The organism is Paenibacillus rhizosphaerae (assembly GCF_014192015.1).
Taxonomy (GTDB): Bacteria; Bacillota; Bacilli; order Paenibacillales; family Paenibacillaceae; genus Paenibacillus_AQ; species Paenibacillus_AQ rhizosphaerae.
Window position 1 is genome coordinate 1 of sequence record NZ_JACHXJ010000010.1, and the last position, 12,706, is coordinate 12,706.

Sequence of the window (12,706 nt, forward strand, 5' to 3'; positions counted from 1 at the left end):
CGCCGATGGTACTTGGACCGAAGGGTCCTGGGAGAGTAGGACGTTGCCAAGCGAAGGACCACTGTTGATGTATATCAACGGTGGTTTTTTTGTTTTTAATAATGTGTATAAGAGGAAATGGGTTATTAAATACAAATCCTGTCGTATTCATTAACAAGAAGGAAGGAATTTTTTATCTATAGAATGAATCCTGTAAACTTAGACAGCATCATAAATTGTCCGTAGGGATGCCCTGAGATAACATAGGATCGGGATGGACCTAATAAGGGTTTATGAATCTTTTGTCATCAGGAGAGATTCAAGATACCGCAGTTGCATACCGATATTATGCATAATGTTTGTATACTCTCTAAACGAAGTAACATTTTTGTTACCGACAGCGAAGAAGTAGTCAGTATAATATGTATGTACATGTTTGGGGGTGCCTAAGGAAACTGAATAATTATTACTTTTACGATATAAGGAGGACATACATGCTCAATAAACCGTGGCTGCATGCTCTTCTTGTGTTTGGAGTCGTCTGTTTGCTGCTTACCGGCTGTATGAAAAGCGAGCCCTCGTGGACGTCCTTTGAAGGAGCTGCGAACGATAAAACTTTTCCGGTACCGAAGGAAGCAAACCGTACCGATCGGACATCCGGTAATTCTAAATTAGACTATGTACGCTACTCGATGAAAGGTCTCAAGGAAGATGATCAGATTCCGGAAGCTTACTTGAATAAGATTAAAGAGTGGGGCTGGAAGGAAAAAACGGAGGAGGCCGAAGGGAGCTCGCACGTTTTTGAGAAGCAAAGTCGGGTAATTAATTTAACCATTCATAATGATTATTTTACGGTGACCGTTTTAACCAAGGGAAAGGCGACAGTCGAAAGTGTGGATACCGATTTATAGTGACCTGCATCTAAGGATGCAGGTTTTTTAATTGTGCGTAACCAGCCGGAGGCCCCTCTAATCTAGAGGGACCTTAAGTTAATCATGATGATGAAGACGATAAAGAGCAGCTATTGCTGATAATAGGAGATGTCCTGCGCGTTAAGTTTAATCATTCCGTCTTTACGCAGGGTCATTAAGTGAAGAAAGGCATAATATTGCGGAAGCAGGAACCAGAGGTGCCAGAACAGCAAGGACAGCGTAAAGGGAACCGGTGACCCAAACATGATTACAGCCAAGAGGAGCAAGCCCAATCCGGTGATATAGGTATAGACTGTCCGAAACAAGCGATAGCTGATATGTTGATCGGTGATATATCCGAGCCAAGGCAGGCGCAGGGAAAATTTCCATCGTTTACGAAATGGAGTTCCTGATAAGAGCAGAACCGATCGGGAAATGACATAATGAATCCAGAGCATAACCGGTGCGGCAAGAACAAAATAGAAGCAGCTGGTCCAGGAAATGAAGATCATGAATGAAATCACCGCGATGTAGGGAAGAAGCAAATATAGACGCACAAGCAGCCGGGAAACCGGTATTTTTTTAATGAGTTTATAGTGGTAAAAGGTTGCGTTAACGTGATTCTCATCCGGCATGGAGAACGCTCCACCTCCTAGAGGTTTTAATTCATATATCGGCTGATTGGAAGACTTTTTTTAAAATTCCTGTACAGACACTCGCGGGGATCAAGGGGAATATGTATGTAAGGAATCAAAGGGGGATATGAAACCACTATGAAAAGGTTTAAAATAATAGAAAATGAGTCATACTTGATAGTAATTAATGAAATAAGGTGGGATGGTTGATGGAAAATCAAACCGAACACGTCTGTATTATTTGCGGGCAAGTCAAAGAAGAAGGAATCACCATTATATCACAATTCATTTGCGAAGAGTGCGAATGTGAAATGGTGCATACAAATGCCGAAGACGCCAAATACCATTATTTTATCCATCAGATGAGACAAATCAATTTACAGACCAACGCGTAAGCAGGTATTTTGTACAGGGGACAGCGGTAAGCTGTCCCTTTTTTGCTTAGGAAAATACGGCCTACCACTCCGATCGTAGTCGATGGACATTCTTCTTAATGATATAGCAACGTATAAGCTGCGGAAAATCTGAACGCCAATGTATCGCAAGGGAAACTATTGATACAAGTGTTCTGGCTGCTTTAAACGTAAACTCGATAGATGTTTCTGTTTATGCTGTTTGTATAAATTGTACGTTTAGATGAGCAAATCACCCTCTATTTGTTGTGACTTTATTTGTTGACCGTTAGCCGGATGATTCAATTTACGATAAAATAGGGTAGAGATTGAAACCGGAAGGAATTATTGCTGGGGATGAAAAAGCAACATGTGAATAAGAACCGAGCACCTGTATATGAGATGATGCAGGAGATGAAAGATAAGGCCAATTTTTCATTTCATGTGCCTGGACATAAAAGGGGACAAGCCTATACCGAAACCGGGGGGGCTGGATTTCTGCAGGATGTTATGCGGGCAGATCTGACCGAAATCACTGGAACGGACGATCTACATCACCCGGAGGGCGTTATCCGGGAGGCGCAAGCATTGGCGGCGGATTGTTTTGGAGCCGAGGAGAGCTTTTTCCTGGTCGGCGGGAGTACATCCGGAAATATAGCGCTGATTCTGACGGTCTGCAGCAAGCCGGGAGATCTGCTGATTGTCCAGCGGAATGTCCATAAATCGGTGATCCATGGACTGATGCTGGCGGGGGCGAAGGCGGTCTTTATCCAGCCGGAGCCCGATCCGGTCAGCGGACTGGCAGTGGCCCCGTCCGCAGAGACCGTCACCGCCGCCCTGGCCGCCTATCCGCAGGCCAAGGGCGTGCTGGTCACCATGCCGAACTATTACGGCATGGGCAGCGATTTGGCGCCGCTTGCGGAGGCGTGCCACCAGCACGGGGTACCGCTGCTGGTGGACGAGGCGCACGGCGCCCATTACGGGCAGCACACGCGGCTGCCCGGCAGTGCCTTGGCCAGCGGAGCAGACGGCGTCGTCCAGTCGACGCACAAAATGCTGGCCGCGCTCACCATGGGAGCCATGCTGCACGTCCAGGGGCCGCGGATTGACCGCGGCCTGCTCCGTCAGCGGCTCGCCATGGTGCAGAGCTCGAGCCCATCGTACCCGATTATGGGCTCGCTGGACCTGGCCCGGCGCCTGCTGCATGTGCAGGGCGCCGGCGCCTTCACGGCGGGACTCGCCGCCGTGGACGCCCTGGAGCGCGGCCTGGCGGAGTTGCCGCGCTTCAAGCTGCTGCACCCGCAGGGGCAGCAGCCCCAAGACGCCGCCGGCGCCGCATCGGCGGGCAGCACTGCGCAGGCGGCTCTTCCTCGCCCCGCAGCCGCATACACCACGCAGGACCCCTTCAAGGTCGTCATGTATGACGACACCGGCGTCCTGAGCGGCTATGAGCTCCAGGAGCGGCTTGAGGCGTATGGCTGCGTACCGGAGATGAGCGATGACCGATACGTTGTCCTGGTGTACAGCTTGGGGTCCACCGAGGAAGACACCCGTCACCTTCTGGATGCCCTCCGGCATATAACTGTAGAGAAGGCGGACGCCCAGAAATCAGCAGACGCCCCACCTGCAGCTGAAAGCCGCCATTCAGTTCAAGAGGGGACGGAAGAAGATTTACGTTTAACGGGAGCGTCCAGCCTGCCCAAGACGCAAGGCAGCCCTGCTGAATTTTCCACGTGGAACATTTTAGCCCAGGCCGTCATATCAGAGCCCATTCCATTTGGACTGCAGCCCATACCTTCTGAAGATACCGAGACGGTTCCTCTTCACGCTTGCGCGGACAGAACCGCTGCGGAAATGATTATTCCGTATCCACCGGGAATCCCGCTCTTGTATCCGGGAGAGCGAATTACCAAAGATACGGCAGCAAGGCTCCGCGTCCTGTCCGATGCGGGAGCGAAGTGCCAGGGGGCTGCAGATCCGAATCTACGAACCATTATCGTCTATAAGAAAAACAGAAAGCAGGGAAGCCAATTATGACTGGTCCAGGAGCATTTATTACGCTGGAAGGAGGCGAAGGGTCCGGTAAAACAACCGTGATCGGAAAAATTGGGGAACACTTTGACCGGCTCGCTATTCCCTATATGATGACCCGAGAGCCGGGAGGCATTGAGATCGCTGAGAAGATTCGGGAGATTATATTGAATCCGTCCCATACGGCCATGGATGCCCGAACCGAGGCGCTTCTGTACGCCGCTTCAAGAAGACAGCATCTTGCCGAGAAGGTGGAGCCTGCCCTGCAGAAAGGCCTCACGGTAATCTGCGACCGATTCGTCGACAGCAGCCTGGCTTATCAAGGGTATGCCCGGGGACTCGGTATGGATGAAGTGTGGGCCATTAATCAATTCGCCATTCATGACCGGATGCCGGATCTCACTTTTTATTTGGATATCGAGCCGGAGACCGGTCTGCAGAGGATTGCGGCAAATCAGGGGCGTGAGGTCAATCGCCTGGATCTCGAGGGTTTAGCTTTTCATGAGAAGGTACGGGAAGGTTATCATATCATCGCATCCCGTTTTCCGGAGCGCATCGTCGTTATTGATGCCTCCAAAGAGCCGTCTGCCGTGGAGCAGGATATCATCCGTGTGCTTCAGGAGCGATTTTAAAGGATTTTTGAGGATCTTTGTCAAATAAGTACAGTAGCAGCCTGCAGCTATATAGAATGAACTAAATCAATGATGCTCTATTGCGGACATCGATGTTATCTAAAAAGATTATTACATCTTACTTTGGTTCAATCTATATGGATGGGCAGGTCTAAATAAGCGAGGAGGGAATGCAAGATGAAACTGATCGTTGCGATTGTACAGGATAAGGACAGCAACCGTTTGTCGGCAGGGCTGGTCAAGGCGAACTTCCGGGCGACGAAACTGGCGAGTACTGGCGGGTTCTTGCGGGCAGGTAACACCACATTTATGATCGGGGTGGATGACAGCCAGGTTGAAGCCGTGATGAACGTCATCCGCAGCAGCTGTAAAGTTCGGGAACAGCTCGTCACTCCCGTAACCCCGATGAGCGGTACGACCGATTCATATTTGCCGCTCCCCGTAGAGGTTCAGGTCGGCGGTGCCACCGTGTTCGTTCTGCCGGTTGACCGTTTCGAACATTTTTAAGGCAGGAGATTCCCATTGAAGATTAATCCGGGGTTCAGACCCCTAAAGAGCGATTTGCAGATCAACGAGGGCAATGCGAAGCAGGTTCGGCCCAAATCGTTTTCCGATATCATGCAGCAGCACGGCGAGAAAGTTTCGCAGGAGGAGCTTGATCGCCGGTTTAAAGAGATTCAGATGCAGGGAGACCGCCTTGCCAGATCGATGACGATTCGTGAGTTGAAAGCCTACCGTATGCTGGTCAAACGGTTTCTGGAGGATACGGTCCGCCGTGGAGTCCGGATGAAGGAAGCGCGTGGCTGGGACCGCAGAGGCCGGAGCAAGCGCTACAATTTAATTGATGAAATCGACTCAGCCCTTTTGGGACTGGCCGACGATATGCTGGAGAGCGAACAGGGGAAAATCGAACTGCTGCAGCGTATTGGGGAAATCCGCGGCATGCTGATCAATCTGATGTTCTGATAGATTAGTAGAAATAGGAATAGGTAAAGCCCTTCGTACATGATAAACTATAGATAAATGAAGAATGCCATACTGTAACATCGATGCGCCGGCCAGGCGATCCGTCTTCCGGTCCATCGATATTGGGAAGAGAGGAAATATGTCTTTTGCAGATATTGCGGGTCAGGATGCGGCAAAGCAAATGCTGCAAAACGCCCTTCGCCGAAACTCCGTCAGCCATGCTTATATATTCAGCGGTCCAGCGGGGAGCGGGCAGATGAAGACGGCCCGGACGTTTGCCCAAGCGCTCTTCTGCACCACGCTTGAGGACGACGCCTGCGGACAATGCCTCGAATGCCGCAAAGTGGAACATGGCAATCACCCCGATCTTCATCTTCTTGCTCCGGATGGATCGTCTATCAAAATTGACCAGATCCGCGACTTACAGCGGGTCTTTTCCTATCGCTCGGAATCTAAGAATCCGAAGGTATATATTATCGATCAGGCCGATACGATGACCGTTCAGGCGGCCAACAGCCTGCTGAAATTTCTGGAGGAGCCGCCCATTCCGGCCGTGGCGATTTTGATTACGGAGAATGGACAGGCTCTGCTCCCGACCATTCAGTCGCGGGCGCAGCTGGTACCTTTTACCCCGCTCAACCCCGGGCTGATGCTGCAGACGCTGGTGGAAGGGGGTTATCCTTCTCCGCTTGCCAGATGCGCTGTTCACCTATCATCGGGACTGGACGGATGCCGTGAGCTGATGGAGCAGAATTGGTTTGCAGAAATTAGAAACGTAGTGTTACAATTAGGGAAGGAAGCTCTAGGCCGCGGCAGCTCCGCTCTGGTGACCGCAGGGCAGAAGGTGTTCAAAGCCGGGTTATCCGATCACTTGGATACACTGCTTAATTTGTTTCATTTGTGGTTCAAAGATATGCTTCACGTCCAGTACGGTAAGCACGAAAGTATCGTTTTTATAGATCAGTTGGACTTTTTGTCTACACATGCTTTAACCCGCAGCACGGCACAATGGGTTTCCTATATGGATTTAGCCGCAGAATGCAGGAAGAAATTGCGCTACAATGTGAATAGCCAACTCTGTCTTGAACAGTTTTTAATCGGTTTGGAAGGATAGCTTCAAGGCTAGCCAATGGTCTCTGGCATATAAGGGGGTTAGTTTTTGTACAGTGTAGTGGGTGTCCGCTTCAAAAAGGCGGGCAAAATTTATTACTTCGATCCGCTCGATTTCCCGATTGAGAAGGATAACAGCGTTATTGTCGAAACGGCGCGCGGTATCGAATATGGCAAGGTTGTCGTTGGAAAAAAAGAGGTGCAGGAATCCGATGTGGTCCTCCCGTTGAAGAAGGTTATCCGGATTGCCGGTGATTCCGACGCACGGGTTGTGGAAGAGAACAAGCAGGCCGCCAAGGATGCTTTTGCCACCTGTTTAAATAAAATCCGCGATCACGGCCTCAAGATGAAGCTGGTGGATGTGGAATTTACGTTTGACCGTAATAAAATTATATTTTATTTTACGGCTGAGGGAAGAGTGGATTTTCGCGAGCTCGTCAAGGATCTGGCCGGTATTTTCCGGACGCGGATCGAGCTTAGACAAATTGGTGTGCGTGACGAAGCCAAGATGCTGGGCGGTATTGGCCCATGCGGTCGCATCCTTTGCTGTTCGTCCTGGCTCGGCGATTTCGAGCCCGTATCCATCAAGATGGCTAAAGACCAGAGCCTGTCGCTGAATCCGACCAAAATCTCCGGCTTGTGCGGAAGACTCATGTGCTGTCTGAAATTTGAGCATGATAATTATGAAAGTGTGAAGGAAGAGCTGCCATCAGTAGGCAAAATCGTCATCACATCGTTGGGAGAAGGCAAAGTGGTCGGTATCAATGCCGGCAGCCGAAGCGTCCATGTCCAGCTGTTTGAAATCAGCAAGGTCAAGGAACTGCCATTGGATGATGTTGTCATCAAGTAAACCGTAGAGGTTACTTTCGGGGTGGAAACTTGGAAAAGAAAAATATTTTTGCACACATTCAAGAGATGGAAACACAAATGGAGCAGGTTCACAGTGATCTGGGTGAAATGAAGCTTCTCATCAAAGAGCTGCTGGAGGAAAACAACCGCCTGAGCCTGGAGAATGAGCAGCTGCGTAAAATATTAAAAGGAGCCATACCGGAGGAAGGATCCCCGCTGCCACAACCGGCCCATGCCACAGCAGAGCATGAGCATGAGATCGAGGACGTGGTGGGGGAAGGATACGACAACCTCGCGAGGCTGTATCATGAAGGTTTCCATATATGCAACGTCTATTATGGACATTTGCGCACAGAAGGCGATTGCCTTTTCTGCCTGTCTTTTCTGAATAAATGAAGCCGTAGGATAACTCCCTACGGTTTTTTTTCAATGTTTTTATGGTTTACAATGGTTTTATGTAAAAGTCCAAGGAATGTTACCCTATGCTGCAGAGAAGGAAAATGAAGAATGAAAATCGATAAATCACAGGTAAGCCTGCGGCCGACGGAACGTCTCGACGATCTGCTGACGCATGATTTGCATATTATCCAAAGCGATGAAGTATTCAGCTTTTCCATGGATGCGGTGCTTCTGGCACGTTTCGCGGGGATTCCGGCCAAGGGGAGAGTGCTAGACCTGTGTACGGGTAACGGCGTCATTCCGATGCTGCTCACCACCCGTACAGCGGCAGCTATAGAAGGTATTGAAATTCAGTCCCGTCTGGCGGACATGGCTCGGCGGAGCGTGGAGCTGAACGGCTTGAATGACCGGGTTCTCATCCGCGAAGGCGATCTGCGGGAGCTGCACAAGGAGACCGGGCATGGTGTATATGACGCCATTACGGTGAATCCGCCCTATATGCCGCTGAACGGCAGCGATATCAAGCTGAACCCTCACCAGGCAATCGCGCGCCATGAAATCAGCTGCACCTTGGAAGAGGTCATTCAGACCTGCTTCAGGCTGGTCAAGCCCGGGGGAAAGGTCAGCATGGTCCATAAGCCGCAGCGGCTTGCAGACATTATATCGCTGATGCGGCAGCATCGGCTGGAGCCGAAGCGGATTCGATTCGTTCATCCTAGGGCCCATTTAGAGGCGAATATGGTGCTCATCGAGGCGATGAGGGAGGGCAAGCCGGAGGTGCGGTTGCTGCCGCCGCTCATTGTATATAATGAGAATAACAGCTATTGCCCGGAAATTCTGGATATTTATTACGGAGCTAAAGAGGGAAAAGAATGAGTCTGAGCATACAAAGCAGTTTTCAGGAAAAAGAAGAGGGCGCGCCGGGTTCATTATACCTGGTGGCCACGCCTATCGGCAACTTGGAGGATATGACGTTTCGGGCGGTGAACACGCTAAATTCCTGCGACATCATCGCCGCAGAGGATACCAGGCAGACGCGCAAGCTGCTCACCCATTTTGACATTTCCCCGTCTATGCTGTTCAGCTATCATGAGCATAATAAGGCGGCAAGCGGACCCGAATTAATACGCTATATAATAGAAGGAAAAAATTTGGCTCTCGTCAGTGACGCAGGTCTGCCAGCGATCTCCGACCCCGGGGCTGACCTCGTCCAGCTGGCGTTGGAACACGGGATTTCCGTTATTCCGGTCCCGGGTGCCAATGCTGCATTGTCCTCCCTGATCGTGTCGGGACTTCCGACCGAGCGCTTTACGTTTATCGGTTTTCTTCCCCGGGAACGCAAAGAGATTCAAGCGGTGCTGGGGCCGCTGCAGGCGGCATCCGGAACGCTGCTGTTTTATGAATCCCCTCACCGGGTAATGAAGACACTCAAGGCCATCCTTGAAATTCTCGGCAATCGAAAAATTGTGCTCGCCCGTGAGTTGACCAAGCGATATGAGGAGTTCGTCAGGGGAACCATTGAAGAGTGCCTTGAGTATCTGGAGGAGCATGCTCCGCTTGGGGAATACTGCCTCGTACTGGAAGGTGCTGATCCGAAGGAGGAGCAGAAGCAGCGGGATGCTTGGTGGCAGGAGCTGACTGTGGAGGAACATGTACAGCATTACGAAGCGGAAGGGTTGCCAAGGAAAGAAGCCATGAAAAAGGCGGCCGTCGACCGCGGCGTTTCCAAAAGGGATGTATATAACGCGCTATTGTAGCGAATGATGCGTGAGAGAGCAGCAGGCAGGAGAGAGATTTGGTTGTTAAACCACTTTTTCAAAAAAACAGATGCCTTTTATAGGGATGAAAGTTTCTCCGGGGATAGGGAATTTGTGGCAAAATGGAAGCAGCCGGGTAGGATGTGTTGTGCGGCTGCTTCTCTTCTCCTTGGAGCGGTTATATCGCGCCAAATCAAAAAAAATGCCTCCCACGGCCGGGTTCTAAGCCGAGGAGACACCAAGGAGATATGAAAAAGGTTAGAATTAACAATTTGAATTACTCTTATTATATACTAAAAATCTTAATTTGTCACAGGTGTTGGGATTTCTGATATACAATCGTGACAAACAATTTTTCCTTTGAAGTAAGTTACATTCTCGGCATTGCCGCAGAAGATGCAGGCCGGTTCGTATTTCTTGAGCATAATACGTTCTCCGTCCACGTAAATCTCAAGTGCGTCTTTCTCTCCAATGCCCAAGGTACGGCGCAGTTCAATGGGGATCACTACGCGACCCAGTTCGTCTACCTTTCTTACAATACCAGTTGATTTCATCATAACTGATCATTGCTCCTCTCGCCATAGTTTTAAAGTGTCATAATTCGACAACGTTCTCTCTTTATTGATATCAATAATACCAACGATTCCCAAAACAGTCAACCAGTAAATTTGGTTCAATAACCTTACAAATAGCATAACAGCTAGGAAATCACTCATATCAGGATTCTTTTCCAATTATATCTCGTTGGTAGTATAATGTCGATTTGGAAAACATTAATTCTGCTTATTTCGACATGTATCGACACCAATTGTCAAAAATATTTCAAAATTAAAACACTTAATAACCCGAATTTCACAAAATGAACGGAGTTGACCTGAACATGAACCCGCTAAGTGAGGAAAAAGTATTTAAAGATCCGGTTCACAACTATATTCACGTCCAGGACTCCACGATTTGGCGGCTCATTAACACAACCGAATTTCAGCGTTTGCGGCGAATCCGGCAGCTCGGGACCTCGTATTTAACGTTTCATGGAGCGGAGCACAGCCGTTTCTCCCACTCTTTAGGGGTATATGAAATTACCCGGCGGATTATTTCGCAATTTGAGCGCAGCGGGTATCCCGATTGGCCCAAGGAAGAGAGGCTGCTGACGCTGTGTGCGGCGCTGCTGCATGACCTGGGACACGGCCCCTTTTCCCATTCGATTGAAGAAGCGTTTCATATGAATCATGAAGATTGGACGCGCCGGATTGTCAACGGAGATACGGAAGTGAATGACATTTTGAGTGAGATTGCCCCGGACTTCCCTGACAAGGTATCGGCTGTCATCGCGAAAACCTATGACAAACCGATCGTGGTGAACCTTGTTTCAAGCCCCCTGGATGCCGACCGGATGGATTACCTGCTTCGGGATGCTTATTACACCGGGGTGAACTACGGCACGATTGATATTGACCGTATTTTACGGATGCTCCGTCCTTACCAGGGGAGAGTGGTGGTCAAGGAGTCCGGAATGCATGCCGTGGAGGATTATTTGATGTCCAGGTACCAGATGTATTGGCAGGTCTACTTCCATCCGGTAACCCGCAGCTCGGAAATAATTTTGCGTCAAATTTTCCGGCGGGCCAAGGAGCTGTACCATGTTGGTTATCCATTTGGCTTTATGGTCGAGCCTCTGCCGCAGCTGTTTGAAGACAGGCTGGACGTGCAGGATTACCTGAAGCTGGACGAGGCCCTGATTCAAACGGCCTTCCTCCAGTGGTCCTATGAGGACGACCGTATACTAAGCGAGCTGTGCACCCGATTTATGGACCGCAAACTGTATAAATATGTAGAAATGGATTCGGTTGATTTGGAAATGATCGATGAAATCCGCAGGGAGTTTGGACAAGCCGGAATGAACCCCGAATATGATCTGGAGATTGATTTTCCGACCGATCTTCCTTACGATGTATTTCGTCCGGGTGACGAGTCGAGCCAGAAACAGATCCTGCTGCTCGACCGCCAGGAGCAGCTGCGGGAAATATCCGAGGTGTCGGATATTGTCCGTTCTATCAGCGGCATTCACCGCGGAAAATATCACTTGTATTATCCGGAAGATAAATTGGAAAAGGCGATAACCGCTCTTTCTCCTTCGATTTCCTGCATTTTCAAGCTTTAATGACAAAATACCGTATGAAACGGAACCTGTGTTACCGACAAGAAAGGAGTTCATATTCATGGAACTGTTCGACACGCACACCCATCTGGATGCGCATCAATTCGACGAAGACCGGGAGCGGGTCATTGATCATGCCGTACAAACCGGCGTAACCCGGATGGTTAATGTTGGTTTTAACCGGGAGACGATTCCATCGACGATGAAGTTAGTGGAGACTTATGATTTTATATATGCGGCCATAGGCTGGCATCCGCAGGATGCCGTTTTTATGCAGGAGGGCGATCTGGAGTGGATTGCATCCTTATGCAGTCATCCCAAGGTGGTAGCCATCGGTGAAATTGGCCTGGATTACTACTGGGACACCTCGCCGAAGGATGTGCAGCACCAAGTCCTTCGCCAGCAGATCGGCCTGGCCCGGGAGCTGAACATGCCGATTGTTATACATAACCGGGACGCCCATGAGGATATTGTGAAAATATTGCGGGAAGAGAAGGCCAGCGAGGTCGGCGGTATCATGCACTCATTCTCGGGGAGTTGGGAAACCGCAAAGCTGTGCCTCAATATGGGCTTTCATCTTTCGTTTGGCGGACCTATTACGTTCAAGAATGCCAGAGTCCCCAAAGAGGTGCTGGCACAGGTCCCGATGGACAGGCTGCTCATCGAAACCGACTCACCTTATCTCACGCCGCACCCTTTCCGCGGGAAGAGAAACGAGTCGGCCAACGTCCGTCTGGTCGCCGAGGCGGCAGCCCAAATTAAAGGGGTTGATCTGGAGGAAATTGCCCAGATTACCACCCAAAATGGGCTGGAACGATTTGGAATTGTGTGAAATCGGGAGAAAAACAGCTGAAAAAATGAGCATGAGCGAATGATTAAAGAATTTT

General features: G+C 49.8%; 15 protein-coding genes. 13 read left to right on the forward strand and 2 right to left on the reverse strand.

Annotation, left to right across the window (positions count from 1 at the left end; all coding sequences use genetic code 11):
* The first annotated feature begins 473 nt into the window (after positions 1-473).
* The gene (locus FHS19_RS32750) at positions 474-890 is read left to right on the forward strand and encodes a hypothetical protein (protein ID WP_183587459.1); all 417 of its coding nucleotides are present in this window, start codon (positions 474-476) and stop codon (positions 888-890) included.
* A 110-nt stretch (positions 891-1,000) separates the two neighbouring features.
* Here the strand turns inward: FHS19_RS32750 and FHS19_RS32755 are convergent, their stop codons facing one another.
* The gene (locus FHS19_RS32755) at positions 1,001-1,525 is read right to left on the reverse strand and encodes a hypothetical protein (RefSeq protein ID WP_183587460.1); all 525 of its coding nucleotides are present in this window, start codon (positions 1,523-1,525) and stop codon (positions 1,001-1,003) included.
* A 209-nt stretch (positions 1,526-1,734) separates the two neighbouring features.
* Here FHS19_RS32755 and FHS19_RS32760 point away from each other — a divergent pair, with 209 nt between their 5' ends.
* From FHS19_RS32760 to rsmI, 10 genes are all read left to right on the forward strand, one after another.
* The gene (locus FHS19_RS32760) at positions 1,735-1,920 is read left to right on the forward strand and encodes a sigma factor G inhibitor Gin (protein ID WP_076176641.1); all 186 of its coding nucleotides are present in this window, start codon (positions 1,735-1,737) and stop codon (positions 1,918-1,920) included.
* 354 nt (positions 1,921-2,274) lie between these two features.
* Entirely contained in the window at positions 2,275-3,954 is a 1,680-nt protein-coding gene (locus FHS19_RS32765) for an aminotransferase class I/II-fold pyridoxal phosphate-dependent enzyme (RefSeq protein ID WP_183587462.1), read from the forward strand.
* Positions 3,951-4,580: a dTMP kinase gene (gene tmk, locus FHS19_RS32770; RefSeq protein ID WP_183587464.1), complete on the forward strand. Its 630-nt coding sequence runs from the start codon at positions 3,951-3,953 to the stop codon at positions 4,578-4,580. The genes FHS19_RS32765 and tmk overlap by 4 nt, the downstream gene beginning before the upstream one ends.
* 177 nt (positions 4,581-4,757) lie before the next feature.
* On the forward strand, positions 4,758-5,087 hold the full coding sequence (gene darA / locus FHS19_RS32775; protein ID WP_036712689.1) for a cyclic di-AMP receptor DarA: 330 nt from the start codon (positions 4,758-4,760) through the stop codon (positions 5,085-5,087).
* A 15-nt stretch (positions 5,088-5,102) separates the two neighbouring features.
* Positions 5,103-5,546 (forward strand): YaaR family protein, encoded by a 444-nt coding sequence (locus FHS19_RS32780; protein WP_183587466.1) that lies wholly within the window; start codon positions 5,103-5,105, stop codon positions 5,544-5,546.
* Positions 5,547-5,685: 139 nt separating this feature from the next.
* The gene (gene holB / locus FHS19_RS32785) at positions 5,686-6,660 is read left to right on the forward strand and encodes a DNA polymerase III subunit delta' (protein ID WP_183587468.1); all 975 of its coding nucleotides are present in this window, start codon (positions 5,686-5,688) and stop codon (positions 6,658-6,660) included.
* 45 nt (positions 6,661-6,705) lie between these two features.
* A complete protein-coding gene (locus FHS19_RS32790; protein ID WP_183587470.1) occupies positions 6,706-7,506 on the forward strand; it encodes a PSP1 domain-containing protein in 801 nt (266 codons plus the stop codon).
* Between the two features lie 29 nt (positions 7,507-7,535).
* Entirely contained in the window at positions 7,536-7,901 is a 366-nt protein-coding gene (gene yabA / locus FHS19_RS32795; protein WP_183587472.1) for a DNA replication initiation control protein YabA, read from the forward strand.
* 111 nt (positions 7,902-8,012) lie between these two features.
* Positions 8,013-8,780, forward strand: coding sequence for a tRNA1(Val) (adenine(37)-N6)-methyltransferase (locus tag FHS19_RS32800; protein WP_183587474.1), 768 nt, complete (start codon positions 8,013-8,015; stop codon positions 8,778-8,780).
* Complete coding sequence (rsmI, locus tag FHS19_RS32805) at positions 8,777-9,661, forward strand: 16S rRNA (cytidine(1402)-2'-O)-methyltransferase (RefSeq protein WP_183587476.1); 885 nt, start codon at positions 8,777-8,779, stop codon at positions 9,659-9,661. Before FHS19_RS32800 ends, rsmI begins: the two co-directional genes overlap by 4 nt.
* Before the next feature lie 302 nt (positions 9,662-9,963).
* Here the strand turns inward: rsmI and FHS19_RS32810 are convergent, their stop codons facing one another.
* A complete protein-coding gene (locus FHS19_RS32810; protein ID WP_036712714.1) occupies positions 9,964-10,218 on the reverse strand; it encodes an AbrB/MazE/SpoVT family DNA-binding domain-containing protein in 255 nt (84 codons plus the stop codon).
* A gap of 323 nt (positions 10,219-10,541) precedes the next feature.
* Here FHS19_RS32810 and FHS19_RS32815 point away from each other — a divergent pair, with 323 nt between their 5' ends.
* Positions 10,542-11,822 (forward strand): HD domain-containing protein, encoded by a 1,281-nt coding sequence (locus FHS19_RS32815; protein WP_183587478.1) that lies wholly within the window; start codon positions 10,542-10,544, stop codon positions 11,820-11,822.
* 58 nt (positions 11,823-11,880) lie between these two features.
* A complete protein-coding gene (locus FHS19_RS32820; RefSeq protein ID WP_183587480.1) occupies positions 11,881-12,651 on the forward strand; it encodes a TatD family hydrolase in 771 nt (256 codons plus the stop codon).
* Positions 12,652-12,706: the final 55 nt, after the last annotated feature.